Source organism: Bacillus sp. FSL W7-1034 (genome assembly GCF_038593365.1).
Taxonomy (GTDB): domain Bacteria; phylum Bacillota; class Bacilli; order Bacillales; family Bacillaceae; genus Bacillus; species Bacillus altitudinis.
Genome location: NZ_CP151989.1, coordinates 797844 through 814430, shown reverse-complemented (window position 1 = coordinate 814430; position 16587 = coordinate 797844). Strand labels below are relative to the sequence as shown.

Below are 16587 nucleotides of genomic sequence, written 5' to 3'. Positions count from 1 at the left end.
AAACTAGTCTCTCTTACTCCAAACGTTCCAATCTTTCAAGCCACTTGACAATAGTTCCTTTTGTAAAGACATCGAGTATGACACCCTCGCAAAATCGTTCAGCTCTCAGAACCCCAATGATGAGAGCCAGTACACACTGCGCATTTACATTTGAGATGTCCACATTCTCCATATCGTTCGTTCCACCCTCAATGCCATTTTCTTTGAGGATCTCACTGTAGCGGGTAAGCTCCATTTCTTGATGTTGTTCTGCAAAGGTATAGACATCCTCGATAAAACGACGGACCGTTTCGGAATAATTCACATAGGGCATCTGAATCGGATGTTCCGCTGTTCCATCATTTTCTTGATCGATCACCCATTCTCCGATATGGTCCTCGTGAAGCATCGGTATGTATTTTGTTAGAATCTCGAATTGACTCATTCCATCCTCCTCTACCTCATTCATATGGTTTACTCTGATCGACACTATGGATTAGTATATAAAAAAATCCGTAATTATCCTACCAGCTAGACACCAGTATTCAAATTACGGACAGTCTTTTATTTACTTCACTTTTTTACAGTCTTACCATTGATACAACACACTCCACATGCGCCGTATGCGGAAACATATCCACTGGCTGCATGTATTCGATCTTGTAGTCTTTTGACATGTATTCGAGGTCTTTTGCTAGTGTAGATGGGTTGCAAGAGACGTAGACAAAGCGTTTTGGTTTGACTTGTTTGACGGTGTCTAGGAAAGTGCGTTCGCAGCCTGTTCTTGGCGGATCGACGACGATAACATCGGGACGGAAGCCTTCTTTGACCCATTTTGGCAGCCAGTGTTCGGCTGTGCCTGTCACATAAGTTGCGTTTTTCATGCCGTGTTTTTTGGCATTTTTCTTCGCGTCATCAATTGATTCTTTGATGACATCCATACCTCTTACTTCTTTTGCTCCATCTGAGAGCCACATTCCAATGGTTCCAACGCCGCAATACGCATCGACTACCTTTTCTTTGCCAGTCAGTTTGGCCGCTTTTTTCGCTTCGTCGTAAAGCTTTAATGTCTGCTTCGGATTCAATTGGAAGAAAGCCCGTGCACTCAATTCAAAGGAGACGTCTCCTAAAAATTCTTGGATGACCATGTTGCCAGCTAGGAGCGATGTTTTATGTCCAAAGATGACTGACGTTTTTTCGCCATTGATATTGTGCATAATAGACGTCACTTCTGGCAGACGTTTTTGAATGGCTTCGGCGATTTCTTTTTTCTTTGGAAACTCAGGCTTTGATGTGACAAGGACGACTTGTACTTCACCTGTTTCAAAGCCGACACGCACAACAATCGAGCGCACGTCGCCTTTTCTTGTCCGCTCGTTGTAGACAGATACGCCGAATTTCTCTAAAATTTTGCGGACGACGCCTGTTGTTTTATTCGTTTTCGGATGCTGGACGATACATTCCTTGATCGGGACAAGTTTATGGGAATTCAGCCCATAAAGCCCTGCGATGATGTCACCGCTATGTGATCTTCCGACTTGGAACTGACTTTTATTCCGGTAGTGCCATGGATCTTCCATACCGATTGTTGCTCTAATGTCGATCTTTTCAACCGACAGCTTTGTATGACGCTCCATTGATTGAATGACAATATCGCGTTTTTCCTTTAGCTGCTGCTCGTATGCCAAATGCTGAAGCTGACAGCCTCCGCACTCTTCGTATACTGGGCACGGCGGTTTCACTCGATGTTCTGAGCGCTTGCGAACTTTCCTCACCGTACCTTCTGCATATTTCGCTTGAACATTCGTTGCTTCAACTACTACTTCCTCACCTGGAAGTGCACCTGGGACAAAGACCACTTGCTTTTTAAAATAACCGACCCCTTCCCCATTAATGCCAAGGCGTTTAATGGTAAGCGGGAACTGCTGCCCCTTTTGCAGAAGGGCTCCTTGCTGTTTTTCTTTCACGTTTATTCTCTCCGTTCTATTTAAACCTTTATCGGTTGTCCTCATTTTATTCCATCTGAATAGTATATCACGACTTGGACGAAGAGAGAAAATGCCTTTCAATTATTTATCTGTCTCTATACTTCTCCATAAATAAAGGGAGGCGTAGCTTAAATAAGGTGCCCACTCCTTGCTTAAAACTGCCATCTCTTCTTTTGTTGGCTTTTCTGGCAGGTCAAAGTGACGTTTGATCGCATTTTGAATCCCGATATCTGCCATTGGAAAGAGATTTGGTCTTCCAAGTCCATTCATGAGGACATTTTGAACCGTCCAAGGTCCAATTCCTCTAATCGGAAGCAGACGTTCTTCAATTTCAATATCCGTTAAGTCGTGTAATTCTTCTAAATTCAGAGAGCCACTCACTATTCGCTTTGAGACATCAATCACATATTCCGCTTTTCGCTGACTGAATTGCAGTTTTCTCAAATCGTCGGTTTCAAGTGATGCAATGGTATCCGGTAAAGGGTCAAACCAGACGCCGTCGATTTGCTCACCATACGTATGAACAAACCGTTTCGTCAGCTCATAAGCAAATGCAAGATTGAGCTGCTGATGAATGATGCATTTCATCAAGCAATGATATAGATGGAAATCCAGCATAAGCGGCGTTCCGATATGACGTTCAAAAATGGGCGCAAGATTTGTTTGAGCAAAATGGTCATGCACGGCGTGTAATTGATGCTCCATGCCAAATATCCGCTTCACCTCAGAAAGGATCGCTTCCTCCGGCCCGTTTCCCTGTACCCGGAACGAAGGTGCTTCTTTTGTTCCTGTCGCTTGAACGACTGCAATGTACGGTTTATGATTCAGCCTCATCGGTACTTTGATTTCTCTTTTATCCAGATCGACCGCCTTTAATGGATCGCTCGACAAACGTCTCAGCACTTGATCGAAGTGATAGGGCGGTTCAACCAATAGGTGTTTTTCCCACATGTTTTTCCTCTTCCTTTCTGTCAACACACGCAGATGTGATTGTTTCACTTTGCATGAATGATTCTCTATATTGAATACTTTTAAATATAAAGAGTACAAGAATTTATCAGTTATATCTTCCTTATTTATGGTCATTCTCCTTTTGGATAGATGAAAATTTTTAGTCGAATTCAGCTAAAATTCGACAGCAATCTTCAACATTTTAGGATCATTTTCCTTAAATTAGAAATAGAACCTATGGGTGATATCTTCTATTTCAAAAATATTTGTATAATTATGACATATCAAGGAGGTGAACAAAGGAATTAGCGGATTAGGCAATCATTTGTTTCATCTTGCAGGAACATATTTACCTCATTGATAACCGGCTTCACCTAGTTTCACGTTTTACTAAAAGAAGACCCAAAATTTAAAAACAAAGGAGATCCGACCAATGAAAAAAACAATTCTTTCTGTTGCCCTTGCCACTGCTGTTTCTTCGACACTACCAGTATTCGCTGACGCTGCTGAGCAAAAAACTGCTCCAGTTTCAACAACTATTCAGCAAACTGTGTTAAACAAAGCTGCTGAAGGTAAAGCTTCAACAAATGCGACAAATGTTAACATTAACTTTGACGTACTTGGAATTGCCAATGCATTAATTAATGCTGCAAATGCTAACACGAACCGTGAAGGCTTTGTCAAAGGATTAATGGAGTCTGCTTTCTATGCTGCTGGCGCAAAATACAATGTCATGGTCTTTAACTTAAGCCAAGGCTATGAGACTCGTTTCAACGGTGTTAAAACGTTTGCTACTGTTAAATACGGAAGCATTACGTACGGAGTTTGGGTATTTGAAAATGGATCTTTCACAAACAAAGGTGATGGCGGTTACATCAACTGGGCATTTAGAGGTTGGTTCGACCGTAACGGTGGTTTCGTCAACTTCCGTCGTCCTTAATTCTCGCTTTATCCATCAATCATACACGCACATTGGACCGATCTCAGCGATGAGATCGGCTTTTTTATGGTGAAAACGTATAAGTTCACCGCTGCTGCTTCATGATATAATGCAAGTCTGGAGGGGTGCACATGCTGAAAAAACTTGCAGTGACAAAAAACGGCGACTTGATTGAACATGCAACATTGCAGCAGCTTTCAAGCCCCGATATTGCCTGGTATTGGATTGATTTTTATGCGCCAACGGAAAAAGAAGCAGCACTGTTAAAGGAATTTTTTCAGTTCCATCCGCTTGCGATTGAAGACTGCTTCCATTATTTACAGCGGCCAAAGCTTGATTTTTATGAAGGGTATTTATTTTTCGTCCTTCATGCCCTCAATCAAAAAACACTTCGATCTGAAGAAGTCGACCTGTTTGTTGGAGAAAACTATATCGTTACTTTTCATTTAAAGGAAGCACCCTACATTGATCGAGTCATTCGAAAGCTCAAAGGGTCTGATAAAGCACGAAAGAGCGGGCCAGAGCATATGGCTTATATGCTGATTGACCAGCTCGTCGATGATTATTTTCCTATTATTTATCAAATTGAGGACAGGCTCAATGAAATCGAGGATGAAGAAGGACATAAAACGTATGGTACATTAATGAACGAAGTATTCGGTATTCGATCCGATTTGCTCAAACTGCGCAGAACCATTATCCCGATGAGGGACCTCTTATATCGAATTGTGAACACGAATATGATGAAAAGCGATGCAAACCGGCAAGCATATTTTAATGATATTTATGATCATCTATTGAAACTAACAGAGATCGTTGAGTCAAACCGTGATATGACAGCCGATTTACGAGACAGCTATCAAACACTAAATTCCAATCGAATGAATGCCATCATGATGACACTGACCATTGTCTCGACGATTTTTATTCCACTGACCTTTATTGTTGGGGTATATGGGATGAACTTTGATAACATGCCTGAGTTACACTGGAAATATGGCTATTTTGGCGTACTGATTTTCATGGGTTTGCTTGTCTCAGGGATGCTTTTGTGGTTTAAACATAAAGGATGGTTTAGGATTTTTAAATAGTTTTTTGAGAGAAGTGCTTGAAAGGGAGATACTATGGAAAACTGGATTCCACTGACAGACAAAGAACTAAAGTACGCATGGAAAACATTTGATCAAAAGTTTAAATTTAACCCAAGCATCTCTCGCTTTCCCGGTTTTCAAGCACCATCTCCTTACATCACATATGATATCTCTGCTTATTTCGAGGACCCTTCTCTCCTAAGTGGGGATGAAGACCTTGAAAAGAAGGCACTGCTGTCTTTTCAGGAGAATATCACGATCACACCATACGGCTCATTTGAAAAAGATGAATTTGGAGAATGGAGAGTTCCTGTGCTCCCTATTTCTTTTTATCAAAAGAGATGACCTGGGGTTTACTAGGACATCCTTGGGAGCAAAGCATCACGATTTTCGGTGAGGGCTTGATTGACTCCTTTACTCGTCATCGTCCCCTTTTGTTCCAGCGTAAAATAAGAGAAGGGTAAGTCAAAAAGCTTGCAGTGTCTGCAAGCTTCGGATTGTTGACAAAGGGCTAAAATGAACTTTATTTTAGCCCTTTGTCTTCGTTTCAGCGTGATAGAAAACCTTTGCAGTCTAGGAAGGACGAGTACTGGCGCGGAGCGAATTTCACATTCGTGAGCACCAGCACGCAGAACTGACAAAGAATGCGAGGGTTTGGCTACACGCTGAAGCTTGCAGATGTCTGCAAGCTTTTTTCTATAGCTGAGGGAGATGCCATACTTTTTCAAGCATGAGATCGTCTAAGCTTTTAAAGGTATATCCTTGTTTTTTTAAAGCAGTGATGGCATCATCAAGTGCCTCGGCATTGTCCCTTGAGACGGTATGAAGTAAGTAAATGGCACCCGGATGCGCCTGTTTCATCATTTGATTGTACGCATACTGTTTTCCTTTTTGATGGTGGATGTGCCAATCTACAAACGCTACTGACCAGAAAACGGTTTGGTAGCCAAGCTGTTTCGTTTCCTTTAGTACCCTTTCACTGAACACCCCGCGCGGTGGACGAAGGTAGAGGTTATCTTGTTTTCCTGTGATTTTGTATACCGCTTCATTGACACGATCTAGCTCTTCTTTGATTTCTTTCGTGCTCTTTGTTGTTAAATCTGGATGGTGATAGGAATGGTTGCCAATAATATGACCTTCCTCTGCCATACGTTTGACGAGCTTAGGCTGGTCCTTTACGAAGTGCCCAGTCACAAAAAAGGTGCCGGGTACTTGATGTTTTTTCAGCACATCCAAGATTTTGGGTGTGTACCCATTTTCATAGCCATTGTCGAATGTAAAATAAATCTCTTTCTTTTTCGTATTTCCTAAATAGAAAGCATCATATTTCTTTAAGAGTGTCGTCAGTTCCTTGCCGGCATCTGCTGGCTTGTGCTCTTTGCTTTTAGCAAATCCCCAATGAATCGGCTGATTAGACACGGCTTCTAAGTTTGAAAAAGGCATCGATACAAAAAGCGCACATAGACAGATCAGTATGCATTTTTTCATTTACGTCACTTCCCGGTTTTTCTTCTATTGTGCAGAATATACCGGGTACTCATACACTTTTTGACCTGCCAATTTAAAGAAAAAAGCCCGCATCAGCGCGAGCTATTCTTCCTTCCAATCGGTTTTAAACCGTTCATATTTCGCTTCTAGGTCGTCAATCATCTGGATGAGTCTGTCTATATCCTCAACGTCTGTGGATTCAGGATCTAATGAATCAATCACATTCATAAACATATCTAATCGGTTCTTTAAATAATCAACCTGCTGCTCTTTGCTGTCTGCTGCCTTGCCCATAGATACACTCCCTTTAGCATTTGTTTATAGCTTATCTTTTTTTCCTTTGTAAATCAATTGTGTCCCCTCTTGCGTATAACGGTGATGGGGCTTAAAATTAACTGTTGGCGGGTCTATGTTTGCCCGAATGAAAAGGAGATAGATACCATGAACCAAAAAACAGCACTTCGCCCGATTACACCTGCATTCGACCCTTGGGAAGCCTATCTCGATGTGCAGGATTACGGAGAAATGAAGCTGACAAATATTGAATTGACGACAACGACGTTGTGTAACATGAGATGTGAGCACTGTGCGGTTGGCTATACTTTGCAGCCAAAAGATCCGAATGCACTGCCACTCGATTTACTGCTTCGCCGTTTAGATGAAGTACCGCTCTTGCGTTCCCTTAGCATCACAGGCGGAGAGCCGATGCTGTCTCTGAAATCTGTACGGGAATATGTCGTTCCTTTATTAAAGTATGCCCATGAACGCGGCGTCCGTACCCAAATTAATTCGAATTTAACACTTGATTTGGCTCGATATGAAGAGATTATTCCATACTTGGATGTCCTACACATTTCACATAACTGGGGAACAGTCGAAGAGTTTGCTACGGTTGGTTTTGCAATGATGGACCGAAAGCCAACCTTTGAACAGCGCGAGAAATTGTTTAACCGCATGATTGAGAATAGTCAGGCACTTGTGAAAGCGGGTGTAACCGTATCTGCTGAAACGATGCTGAATAAGCGTACGCTTCCTTATATTGAACACATCCATCGTCAAATCGTGGACGAGATGAAATGCCAGCGCCATGAAGTTCATCCGATGTATCCAAGTGATTTTGCCAGCGCCCTTGAATCATTGTCGCTTCCGCAAATGCGGGATGCGATTCATCAGCTGCTCGATGTTCGTGATGAGAACACATGGATGCTGTTTGGCACATTGCCATTTTATTCATGCAGCACAGATGAAGAAGACCAGCGCCTCTTGACTCGATTGCGTCAAGCGAAAAATGTGACAGTACGAAATGACCCTGATGGCCGTTCACGGTTGAATGTGAATATTTTTGATGGGAATATTATTGTGACAGACTTTGGCGATACACCGCCATTAGGAAATATTGAAACCGATACGTTGCAATCAGCTTATACACGCTGGATGAACACAAAATTGGCAAAAGAACTGAATTGTCATTGCCCAAGTGTGCAATGCCTTGGTCCGAATGTTCTTGTGAAAAACAGTTATTATCAAGATGTTGATTTTACTTCTCGTACAGCCAGGGGGTAACCGATAGATGGACGAAACATTTCTGACAGTGGTCAAGAACAAATACATTGAAATTCTCCTTGTTGGCCTCATTCTTTGGCTTGCCGTCTTTATGATCAACAAAGCGCTTCAGATTTTCTTTAAACGCACTGAATTCATTGAAGACAAGAAGAAAAAAACGATTGAGAGCTTGGTCAAATCGGTTTCAAAGTATACAGCTTCCATATGTTTTGTCTTATATGTGATTTCTCTATTTTTTCATGACTTTGGGAAGATTCTTGCGGGGGCTGGTGTCGCTGGAATTGTCATTGGTTTTGGCGCTCAGACCTTGATTCGTGATATTCTAGCCGGCATCTTCCTCATTTATGAAAGGCAAATTCATAAAGGTGACTATGTGACGGTCAATAATCTTTTTAACGGAACCATTGAAGAAATTGGTCTCCGGTCTTTGCAAATTAGAGAATGGAGCGGCAAGCTGTTAACCATTTCAAACGGAGACATTCGTCAAATCCAAAACTACAATATGCACTACATGCGTATCACAGAGTCAGTCTTGATCAGCGCAAACCAAAATCCTGACATTGCTTTCAAGGCGCTAGAAACAGCATGTGATCAGTTAAATCAAATGCATCATGATTTACTGAAAAAAGATGAATTCCAAAACGCCATTGAACCTTTTCAGGTTCATGGCATTATGGGGCTCAATAAATTGAATCGCGGGATTGAGATCACCGTAAAAGGAATGGTCGAGGATGAAAAATACTTCGAAGCCGCCCTCGCTGTGCGAAAAGAAATGATCACACAACTTCATCAGCATGATGTGAAATTGCTTGAGGATCTCGTCTATCCACAGCCTGCAAAATAACCTCATTTTTGATGGGGTTATTTTTTAATTTTTTTAGTTAACCAGTTAATTATAATATTATATAGTTCACCAATTAACTAAAAGAAAGGGTGTTTACATTGAGAAAAACTGAAGCGATTTTTTTATTAAGCAAATGTATCAAGAGGTGTTAATCCAATTAGATATAGAAAAGGTGGAGACTTATTTTTCTTCAGATTATCAGCAAGTCACTGATGGAAAGGTCTCTTCCCTTAATGAATTTAAAAAGCATCTCTCCACATTAAAAGTCATGACCAAACAGCTCGACATCCCCGCCTTTCATGATATGTTGTTTGATGAAGAGACTCAGCAAGGGTGTTTTCGTTACACTGTACATATTGAGCTGTCCACAGGAGACCACGGTCTAATAGATGTGATGGCGTTATTTACTTTATTAGATGGTAGAATCATTCGGTGTGATGAGCTGACTAGACCGCATGAGAAAAATAAGACGCTTGAACAACTTGGACATATCAGCTAAGGAATTCTTTTCTTTTCAGCCCTCTTACTTCTATCCTCTTGACTGATTCATGTATAATAGAAAGCAGATTGATTTCATGCAGCATGGGGACCCTCATACTGTGTATTTACTAATTGAAAGAGAGTGAATAAGATGGGTCGTAAATGGAACAACATTAAAGAAAAGAAAGCATCAAAGGATGCCAATACAAGTCGTATTTACGCAAAATTCGGGCGTGAAATCTATGTGGCTGCCAAGCAAGGTGAGCCAAATCCAGAATCAAACCAAGCACTTCGTTTTGTCCTAGAACGTGCAAAAACATATAGTGTCCCAAAACACATTGTGGACCGTGCGATTGAAAAAGCAAAAGGCGGCGCAGAAGAGAACTTCGATGAGCTGCGTTACGAAGGATTTGGTCCAAACGGATCTATGGTGATCGTTGATGCCCTGACCAATAACGTCAACCGCACAGCGTCTGATGTTCGTGCAGCATTTGGGAAAAACGGCGGAAATATGGGCGTCAGTGGATCTGTTGCTTACATGTTTGACCAAACAGCGGTGATCGGTGTCGAAGGGAAAAGTGAAGAAGAAACGCTTGAACTTTTAATGGAAGCAGACATTGATGTACGTGACATTATGGAAGAAGATGATACGGTGATCGTCTACGCTGAACCAGATCAATTCCATCAAGTTCAAGAAGCGTTCAAACAGGCAGGCGTAGAAGAATTTACTGTCGCTGAAATCACAATGCTGCCTCAAAACGAAGTGACATTAGATGATGAATCGAAAGCACAATTCGAGAAACTAATCGATGTATTAGAAGAGCTTGAAGACGTGCAGCAAGTTTATCATAATGTGGATTTAGGGGAATAATCAGCTAAGCCATCGTAGTTGTTGGATTCATTCAACTTCCGCGTTGGCTTTTTTATTGTCTAGGTAAGGTTTACGTTCTACTCAAGACCATGTAATATGAAGAAAGAGTCGTTTCCACAAATAACCAAGGAGCTGAGTTTCATTTTTAAAACATGGTGGTTTTCGTATTATGGCTTTATGATCCTCCCTTTTATTGGCCTATGCTTAATTTTCAACAATTTGACGATATTCACGAAAGTCTTTCTCTTTCTTTTCTTTGTATGGTTATTATATAACGCCTTTGATTTTTACATTCATGAAATGAAAAAGAAAAAAGATAGGACATCTTAATCAAAAAACAGTCATCTCCCCTTGGTAAGAGGAGATGACTGTTTTTAATTCATCCCTTGAAACCCAAACGTCAGGTGATCCTGAACAGGAATCCAAGCGCCGATTCCTTGTGAGGTCACATTTTTTACGACAAGTTTGCGTTTATTTCCTTTGAGCACAAGGTACACTTCTCCGTATGTGACCTTTCCTTTTTCATTAATCGCTGGTGCATAGGCATGAAGAGATGCTGCTTTTTTCGGAGAGACGTGGTAGGACTGATCTCGCTTTGTTCCTGCACCAATCACTGTGTCGAAGGCGAGCGGAAGTTTTGTTTTTTGGATGGCTTTTTGCATCATCAACGTTTTCACATCTTCTGGGTTTGGTACTTTTGCTGTGAGCCCTCCACTTACTTTTACTTGTTGCTTTTGCACATATTTGCCGATGGCTGTTTTGTTTCCGCCTCTATTATCAATGTGATTCGTGTTCACCTTTTTGTATTCCCAATTGGCGACGGTTTCGTTTGAATCATAGCTGAGTGCCCATCTTCCAAGAAAAATCGTTGCCCTGTAGCCAACTGCTAGCGGTGTACCTGAGATACTGGATTCATTCAGCATTTTAATTAAATGTGTATTTTCAATTGGTACACTTGTTGTTTTAAATAATTCGGCCGTCAGCTCGCTCGGCTGGAGCAGCGGTTGATCCTGTGATGCATTTGGATACGTATTTTCCTTTGAGATACTGGCGACAGACGATGGCACCTTAAACGGCTTTGCTGCCTCGGCTGGAAAACTGTATAGAAAACTTAAGGATAAGAGAACAACAAACATGATGCGGGGCATCTTTTTCATATCATCACTCTTTCTCATTCATTTTTCCATAGTATTTTCCCGAAAGACGTCCCTTATCCACAAAAGATTATAAAAGGAAAAATCCAATCGCCATAATGAAATAGGCAGCGAGCAATGTAGCACCTTCAAACCAGTTCGTATCCCCATCATTTGAGAGGATGACCGTTAGTAATACAGAGGATGCCATGGCAATGAGCTCTGGTAATGAGAAGATCAGTGGCATTTGCTTTTCAAAAAACAGAGAGCTGATCACAAGGATCGGTGCGACCATCATGGCGACTTGAAGCGTGGAACCGAAAGCAATTTCCACTGCGACATCCATTTTGTTTTTATACGCCATAATCACAGCAGATGCGTGTTCTGCTGCATTACCGACAATCGCAACAATGATGACCCCGATAAACAGCTCACTCCAGCCAAACTGTTCTCCGACTGTGTCAAATGTATGGACGAGCCGCTCTGAAATATACGCCACAGCAATTGTCGCAAGGAGTAAAATCGCCGTGGCAAACTTCCCCGACCACTCTGGTGTTTCTTTTTCCGTCGCTGCTTCCCCTTCCGTAATTTCCTGCTTGGCAACATAAACACCTCTGTGGCTGACCAGTTTGAAATAGAGTGCTGCGACATAAAGCAAAATCATCACAATGCTAATGCCGATACTTAAAACAAATTGACGATCTTCTGCCATCCCTATGGAAAAGACTTCTGGAATGACAAATGCCACAATAATCGCAAACATAAGGAGCCCAGAGTTATGCCTTGCATCGTGGACATTGAACTCTTGTCGTTTAAATTTCAATCCGCCAACGAAAAAAGACAGTCCAGCCACGAGCAGTAAATTGCCGATCACTGAGCCAGTGAGTGAAGCAAGGACAATAGCGGTGAGTCCTTGTTTTAATGCAAAAAATGAAATGATTAATTCCACTGCATTTCCAAAAGTAGCGTTTAATAACCCACCAATTCTTGGTCCCGCTATAATGGCAAGACTCTCTGTCGCTCTTCCCATAAAACTTGCAAGACCGATGATGGCGATACAATAGACGGCAAACATGACAGCCTGAGGGAAATGAAGAAAACTACCAATTACAGATAATGGAACACCGATCGCGACAATCACAAGAAACAAACGATTCATACAGCCAATCTCCTTTACATCATATCTGACTGTTATTCTTTCGTGAGTGCCGGCATCATATACATTTAGATTCGTTCGTGTGAAAGGGTGATATCAATCGTTCCTTTCACGGATTGCACCATGGAGCAATGCTTCAACGCAAGTTTCATTACTTTTTCCAGCTGTTCATCAGAGGTGCTGATGCTTTCAAAGATCATATGTAAATGAATATGAGTAATTTTGTTTACAGTTCCTTCTCTTGTCGTTTCAGGCGTAATGGTCAGCCCTTGATAGGATATTCGTTTTTTCCGGCATACATGAATGACCATTTCTCCAAAACAGCCCGCAATAGCCGAGGTGAACAATTGATACGGCCTGTATCCCGCTTCTTCATTTCCTGAAATATGTAGCTGCCTTTGATCAGCATTAGCGACCCACCGATCATTTTCGTATATCAGCTTCATTCCTTTTCCACCTTTCTATTGAAACCCCTATGGTTCCATTGTACGATGAAAGCATGAACTTGTAAGGAGCTTCTTATGTCGAGAATTCATTTTATGATTTTAATTTTACTTGTATCCGTATCTGGTTTTTCGCAGGGAGCGTTACTGCCAGTTATTTCGATTATTTTCGAACATGCCGGCACTTCCCCGACGTTAAACGGACTGCATGCCACCGGCTTATATCTCGGCGTGCTGCTTGCGTCTCCTTTTATGGAAGCGCCGCTGCGCCGCTTCGGATTTAAACCATTGATCGTCATTGGGGGCGCTGCTGTCTTTTTAAGTTTGTTTAGCTTTGTCTTTATTGAATCTTATGTCGTCTGGTTCTTCTTGCGGCTGATGATCGGCATCGGTGATCATATGCTTCATTTCTCCACACAGACGTGGGTAACCTATGCCTCTTCATCTAGAAATCGCGGGCGAAATATTTCATTGTATGGGTTATCCTTTGGACTCGGTTTTGCCGCTGGCCCTTTTTTAACACCACTCATTGAAATCAATCCATCCTTGCCGTTTATTGTGTCTGGTGCAGTTAGTTTGTGTATTTGGCTGCTTGTGTTTGTTTTAAAAAATACATATCCTGATACATGTGAAATGCAGACGTCAGAGCAGACAAATAGTTTGAAGCGCTTCAAGAAGGCGTTTCAATTTGGCTGGGTAGCGTTTATGATGCCGTTTTGCTATGGCTTTTTAGAAACGACGCTCAATAGTAACTTCCCTGTGTATGCGCTGAGAAGCGGGGTGACGATAGATGCTGTTGCGTTTATTTTACCTGCGTTTGCGATTGGGAGTATTGTTTTTCAGCTTCCTCTCGGGATGCTGAGTGACCGTTTCGGCAGACGACGCATGATTTTAGTTGTGACACTCGTCGGTTCATTCTTTTTCCTTTTAGCAGGGATTTTCATTCAGTCCGTTTTGGCTGTTGCGATCTGTTTCTTTATCGCAGGTATGGCTGTAGGTTCGACCTTCTCACTTGGCATCAGTTATATGACAGACTTATTGCCAAAGCATCTGCTGCCTGCTGGGAATTTGATGTGCGGGATGGCGTTTAGTGCAGGAAGTATTCTCGGTCCGGTTCTTGGCGGATTCTTTGTGCAGACGTTCGAGGGCATGAATTTACTTTACCTTGTCAGCATTGTGATTTTATTTGTGTTTTGTTGTGTTCGATTTGGGAAGACGCTGGCAGTGGTTGAAAGTAACTAAATGGAGGATCTATTTTGTTTACATTTAACATTTCAGATGACTTAAAATTGGCGTGTTTACAAGTAGCCGATGCAGAGGCATTATTTGCACTTATCCAGCAGAATAAAGATCACTTGGGAGAGTGGCTACCATGGGTGAATCACTGTCATCGCATAGAAGATGTTCAATCATTTATTCAATCTGCCCGCGCTGCCTATGCTGAAAAAAAAGATATAGAAGCGGGTATCGTATTAAACGGTCAATTAATTGGGGTATTCCGTATGACGTTTCAGCATCGGATAGGCAATATTGGCTATTGGATTGGTGAAGATGCGCAAGGGCAAGGTATTGTGACCAAAACAGTGAAATGTATGACAGATGCCTTTGCTCCTGAAGTCGATGAATTTGAAATCTTTTGTCCTGTTGGGCATGTCAGAAGTGAACGTGTTGCGATGAAAGCAGGCTTTCAGCTCGATCCAAACTATCAGCCAAAGCCTGAATCAACTTTTCTCCTGAAACGTTATATACGAAATTGAATCATTAAAAACTCCCCTGCACCTATGCAGAGGAGTTTTTTCATCTAGTGATACCCATTTTGCCCATTCGCACTTCCGCTTGTTTTGTGCTTTGGCTGATGGCCTTTGTTTTGTTTTGTGTTGCTTCCGCCTTTTTTCGATTGTTTAGACATTCGTTATTCCCCCATCCGTCAAGATTGAACATGTTCGTTCTCCTTTAGGATGCCCGGTTTTCTTTACACCTTGCCTGGTACGATTTTACGCTTATGTAAAAGCGCATTGAGCTCGCCGCCGAGGATGATCATAATGCCGGTTAAATAAAACCAGATCATTAATATAATGATTCCCCCAATGCTTCCGTACATCGCACTATAGTTAGCAAATTCGCCTACATAAAATGAGAACAGCATGCTGACGAGAATCCAGCCAACAGAAGCAAATATGGCACCAGGTAGCACAAATTTCAATTTCAGCCTGATATTAGGGGCAAAATAATATAGGGATGTAAAAACAATTAGTAAAATCAGTGGACTAATAATCCATCTCATGGCGGTCCAAATGGTGAGAAAAGCATCTGACTGCCCAACTAATTTAGCGACAAATAAGCCAAGCTCTTTTCCAAAGACAGGCAGCATCAAGGCAAAAATAATCGTAAGCACCATCGCAATGGTTAAGATAATCGATGTTAAACGTACGAGAATGAAGGAACGATTTTCCTCGACTTCGTAAGCATGGTTAAATGCTCTGACAACCGCATTAATACCGTTGGATGCAGACCAGAGTGCCGCAATAATCCCGAATGACAACAATCCGCCGTTACGGTTATTCAGCGTCTCTTCGGCAATGGATTCAATCATCGAAAGCGCTCCCTCTGGCGCATAACCAGAAATGACGCTTAGAACATCCTTTGATGTCAGCGGCAAATAACCAACAAGCGTCAGCACGAAGATGAGAAACGGAAATAATGAAAGCAAAAAGAAATACGCAAGTTCAGCTGATTTTGCCGGTCCTTCATGCAGCAAAAAGCGTCCAATTAACGCTTTAACAAAACCCATACGTCTCATCTCCAATGATCAATCTTTCTGTTTCTTTTGAAAGTGATCCTTTGTTTCTTCAATAATCTCTAATACCTTTGGTGTTGTTTCCTTTAACTGATTCACCTGTTCATTCAGAAAAGACAAATCATCTGAGACTGTTCTCATCAATTGCTTCGTTTCTTCCATTTTTTCCTTTACGCAAGCAGACATCTTGCCAGGCTCCAGGCGGTATTCGTCCAGCTTTTGCTGGCAGTCATTCCATTTTTCTTTCAGTGCAGTTCTTGTTGGACGATGAAATAATGTCAGCAATATGCCGCAGGCTGCGCCTATAACAGCTCCCCGAAGCACGATTTGTTTGTTCTCTTCCATCTCATCTGATCTCCTTTCAGTTAAAGGTGTTTCTCTTTTTTTACATACGTCAAAAAACGATCAATTCCTGTTTCAATTAAATCATGTACTTCCTCAAAGTTCCCAGTGTAATAAGGATCTGGCACATCGTCTCGATCGTCGTCTTCTACAAAGTCAAGAAGACGGCCAATAAAGTGATGTTTTCCATAGCCGGCTAAACTGCGGAGGGCGCCTACATTTTCAGCATCCATCGCAATGATATAGTCGTATGTGGTGATATCCTTATCCATGATTTGTCTTGCCGTCATTCCTTCATAGCTGATGCCCTTTTCATCAAGCAGCTTTCGTGTTCCTTCATGCGGAGGACTGCCTTGATGCCAGCCGCCAATGCCTGCTGAATCAATCACAAAGTGTTCACTCAGCCCTTCGTCTTCGACTCGTTTTCTAAACATCGCCTCTGCCATCGGTGACCTGCAAATATTGCCGAGGCACACAAATAATACATGAATCATCCTTCATTCTCCTCCTATCTTTTCCCT

20 protein-coding genes and 1 pseudogene are annotated in these 16587 nt (G+C 41.9%); 9 read left to right on the top strand and 12 right to left on the bottom strand.

The features are described from left to right. Positions 1-13: 13 nt before the first annotated feature. The 3 genes from NST73_RS04025 to NST73_RS04015 all read right to left on the bottom strand — a co-directional run bounded on the left by NST73_RS04025 (position 14) and on the right by NST73_RS04015 (position 2918). The gene (locus tag NST73_RS04025) at positions 14-424 is read right to left on the bottom strand and encodes a DUF6508 domain-containing protein (RefSeq protein ID WP_342499406.1); all 411 of its coding nucleotides are present in this window, start codon (positions 422-424) and stop codon (positions 14-16) included. A gap of 136 nt (positions 425-560) precedes the next feature. Next, entirely contained in the window at positions 561-1952 is a 1392-nt protein-coding gene (rlmD, locus tag NST73_RS04020; RefSeq protein WP_144680267.1) for a 23S rRNA (uracil(1939)-C(5))-methyltransferase RlmD, read from the bottom strand. A 96-nt stretch (positions 1953-2048) separates the two neighbouring features. Continuing rightward, positions 2049-2918, bottom strand: a complete 870-nt coding sequence (locus NST73_RS04015) for a DNA-3-methyladenine glycosylase (protein ID WP_144680229.1) — start codon at positions 2916-2918, stop codon at positions 2049-2051. A gap of 433 nt (positions 2919-3351) precedes the next feature. On the opposite strand from NST73_RS04015, the gene NST73_RS04010 reads away from it, so the two are divergent. From NST73_RS04010 to NST73_RS04000, 3 genes and pseudogenes are all read left to right on the top strand, one after another. Next, positions 3352-3858 carry a hypothetical protein gene (locus tag NST73_RS04010; protein WP_024720250.1) on the top strand — a complete coding sequence of 169 codons (507 nt, stop codon included), beginning with the start codon at positions 3352-3354 and terminating at the stop codon, positions 3856-3858. Between the two features lie 131 nt (positions 3859-3989). Further along, entirely contained in the window at positions 3990-4949 is a 960-nt protein-coding gene (corA, locus tag NST73_RS04005) for a magnesium/cobalt transporter CorA (protein ID WP_041506595.1), read from the top strand. A gap of 33 nt (positions 4950-4982) precedes the next feature. Next, positions 4983-5413 (top strand): annotated as a pseudogene (locus NST73_RS04000) (DUF2716 domain-containing protein). A 232-nt stretch (positions 5414-5645) separates the two neighbouring features. Here NST73_RS04000 and pdaA read toward each other — a convergent pair. Beyond that, positions 5646-6437 carry a delta-lactam-biosynthetic de-N-acetylase gene (pdaA, locus tag NST73_RS03995; protein ID WP_039168013.1) on the bottom strand — a complete coding sequence of 264 codons (792 nt, stop codon included), beginning with the start codon at positions 6435-6437 and terminating at the stop codon, positions 5646-5648. 102 nt (positions 6438-6539) lie between these two features. Next, the gene (locus tag NST73_RS03990; protein WP_003218031.1) at positions 6540-6731 is read right to left on the bottom strand and encodes an SE1561 family protein; all 192 of its coding nucleotides are present in this window, start codon (positions 6729-6731) and stop codon (positions 6540-6542) included. Between the two features lie 147 nt (positions 6732-6878). On the opposite strand from NST73_RS03990, the gene yfkAB reads away from it, so the two are divergent. From yfkAB to NST73_RS03970, 4 genes are all read left to right on the top strand, one after another. Further along, entirely contained in the window at positions 6879-8000 is a 1122-nt protein-coding gene (gene yfkAB, locus NST73_RS03985) for a radical SAM/CxCxxxxC motif protein YfkAB (RefSeq protein WP_017358799.1), read from the top strand. 7 nt (positions 8001-8007) lie between these two features. Then, positions 8008-8844: a mechanosensitive ion channel domain-containing protein gene (locus NST73_RS03980; RefSeq protein WP_025206933.1), complete on the top strand. Its 837-nt coding sequence runs from the start codon at positions 8008-8010 to the stop codon at positions 8842-8844. Between the two features lie 145 nt (positions 8845-8989). Continuing rightward, positions 8990-9343: a nuclear transport factor 2 family protein gene (locus tag NST73_RS03975; protein WP_235672226.1), complete on the top strand. Its 354-nt coding sequence runs from the start codon at positions 8990-8992 to the stop codon at positions 9341-9343. 132 nt (positions 9344-9475) lie between these two features. Then, complete coding sequence (locus tag NST73_RS03970) at positions 9476-10195, top strand: YebC/PmpR family DNA-binding transcriptional regulator (protein WP_007496614.1); 720 nt, start codon at positions 9476-9478, stop codon at positions 10193-10195. A 374-nt stretch (positions 10196-10569) separates the two neighbouring features. On the opposite strand, the gene NST73_RS03965 is transcribed toward NST73_RS03970, so the two are convergent. The 3 genes from NST73_RS03965 to NST73_RS03955 form a co-directional block, all read right to left on the bottom strand. After that, complete coding sequence (locus NST73_RS03965) at positions 10570-11331, bottom strand: YfkD famly protein (RefSeq protein WP_223255680.1); 762 nt, start codon at positions 11329-11331, stop codon at positions 10570-10572. 88 nt (positions 11332-11419) lie between these two features. Further along, the gene (gene cax, locus NST73_RS03960; RefSeq protein WP_144680239.1) at positions 11420-12487 is read right to left on the bottom strand and encodes a calcium/proton exchanger; all 1068 of its coding nucleotides are present in this window, start codon (positions 12485-12487) and stop codon (positions 11420-11422) included. Positions 12488-12552: 65 nt separating this feature from the next. Continuing rightward, on the bottom strand, positions 12553-12930 hold the full coding sequence (locus tag NST73_RS03955) for an OsmC family protein (protein ID WP_041090698.1): 378 nt from the start codon (positions 12928-12930) through the stop codon (positions 12553-12555). 75 nt (positions 12931-13005) lie between these two features. Here NST73_RS03955 and NST73_RS03950 point away from each other — a divergent pair, with 75 nt between their 5' ends. Both NST73_RS03950 and NST73_RS03945 read left to right on the top strand, forming a co-directional pair. Beyond that, positions 13006-14169 (top strand): MFS transporter, encoded by a 1164-nt coding sequence (locus NST73_RS03950; RefSeq protein ID WP_342499405.1) that lies wholly within the window; start codon positions 13006-13008, stop codon positions 14167-14169. A gap of 14 nt (positions 14170-14183) precedes the next feature. Continuing rightward, on the top strand, positions 14184-14684 hold the full coding sequence (locus NST73_RS03945; RefSeq protein WP_342499404.1) for a GNAT family N-acetyltransferase: 501 nt from the start codon (positions 14184-14186) through the stop codon (positions 14682-14684). 40 nt (positions 14685-14724) lie between these two features. Here NST73_RS03945 and NST73_RS03940 read toward each other — a convergent pair whose 3' ends face one another. From NST73_RS03940 to NST73_RS03925, 4 genes are read right to left on the bottom strand one after another with little or no spacing between them, the layout of a single operon-like run. After that, on the bottom strand, positions 14725-14868 hold the full coding sequence (locus NST73_RS03940; protein WP_186365932.1) for a hypothetical protein: 144 nt from the start codon (positions 14866-14868) through the stop codon (positions 14725-14727). A 31-nt stretch (positions 14869-14899) separates the two neighbouring features. Next, positions 14900-15718: a YhjD/YihY/BrkB family envelope integrity protein gene (locus NST73_RS03935; RefSeq protein WP_008341753.1), complete on the bottom strand. Its 819-nt coding sequence runs from the start codon at positions 15716-15718 to the stop codon at positions 14900-14902. Between the two features lie 18 nt (positions 15719-15736). After that, the gene (locus NST73_RS03930; protein ID WP_035391343.1) at positions 15737-16069 is read right to left on the bottom strand and encodes a hypothetical protein; all 333 of its coding nucleotides are present in this window, start codon (positions 16067-16069) and stop codon (positions 15737-15739) included. A 20-nt stretch (positions 16070-16089) separates the two neighbouring features. Further along, the gene (locus NST73_RS03925) at positions 16090-16560 is read right to left on the bottom strand and encodes a low molecular weight protein-tyrosine-phosphatase (RefSeq protein ID WP_008341755.1); all 471 of its coding nucleotides are present in this window, start codon (positions 16558-16560) and stop codon (positions 16090-16092) included. Between the last annotated feature and the right edge of the window lie 27 nt (positions 16561-16587).

Excerpts from the sequence above, each read along its gene's own strand:
- NST73_RS04025 (WP_342499406.1), bottom strand. The coding sequence starts at position 424 with ATGAGTCAATTCGAGATTCTAACAAAATACATACCGATGCTTCACGAG.
- NST73_RS04015 (WP_144680229.1), bottom strand. The coding sequence starts at position 2,918 with ATGTGGGAAAAACACCTATTGGTTGAACCGCCCTATCACTTCGATCAA.
- NST73_RS04010 (WP_024720250.1), top strand. The coding sequence starts at position 3,352 with ATGAAAAAAACAATTCTTTCTGTTGCCCTTGCCACTGCTGTTTCTTCG.
- corA (WP_041506595.1), top strand. The coding sequence starts at position 3,990 with ATGCTGAAAAAACTTGCAGTGACAAAAAACGGCGACTTGATTGAACAT.
- pdaA (WP_039168013.1), bottom strand. The coding sequence starts at position 6,437 with ATGAAAAAATGCATACTGATCTGTCTATGTGCGCTTTTTGTATCGATG.
- NST73_RS03990 (WP_003218031.1), bottom strand. The coding sequence starts at position 6,731 with ATGGGCAAGGCAGCAGACAGCAAAGAGCAGCAGGTTGATTATTTAAAG.
- yfkAB (WP_017358799.1), top strand. The coding sequence starts at position 6,879 with ATGAACCAAAAAACAGCACTTCGCCCGATTACACCTGCATTCGACCCT.
- NST73_RS03980 (WP_025206933.1), top strand. The coding sequence starts at position 8,008 with ATGGACGAAACATTTCTGACAGTGGTCAAGAACAAATACATTGAAATT.
- NST73_RS03970 (WP_007496614.1), top strand. The coding sequence starts at position 9,476 with ATGGGTCGTAAATGGAACAACATTAAAGAAAAGAAAGCATCAAAGGAT.
- NST73_RS03965 (WP_223255680.1), bottom strand. The coding sequence starts at position 11,331 with ATGTTTGTTGTTCTCTTATCCTTAAGTTTTCTATACAGTTTTCCAGCC.
- cax (WP_144680239.1), bottom strand. The coding sequence starts at position 12,487 with ATGAATCGTTTGTTTCTTGTGATTGTCGCGATCGGTGTTCCATTATCT.
- NST73_RS03955 (WP_041090698.1), bottom strand. The coding sequence starts at position 12,930 with ATGAAGCTGATATACGAAAATGATCGGTGGGTCGCTAATGCTGATCAA.
- NST73_RS03950 (WP_342499405.1), top strand. The coding sequence starts at position 13,006 with ATGTCGAGAATTCATTTTATGATTTTAATTTTACTTGTATCCGTATCT.
- NST73_RS03940 (WP_186365932.1), bottom strand. The coding sequence starts at position 14,868 with ATGTTCAATCTTGACGGATGGGGGAATAACGAATGTCTAAACAATCGA.
- NST73_RS03935 (WP_008341753.1), bottom strand. The coding sequence starts at position 15,718 with ATGGGTTTTGTTAAAGCGTTAATTGGACGCTTTTTGCTGCATGAAGGA.
- NST73_RS03930 (WP_035391343.1), bottom strand. The coding sequence starts at position 16,069 with ATGGAAGAGAACAAACAAATCGTGCTTCGGGGAGCTGTTATAGGCGCA.
- NST73_RS03925 (WP_008341755.1), bottom strand. The coding sequence starts at position 16,560 with ATGATTCATGTATTATTTGTGTGCCTCGGCAATATTTGCAGGTCACCG.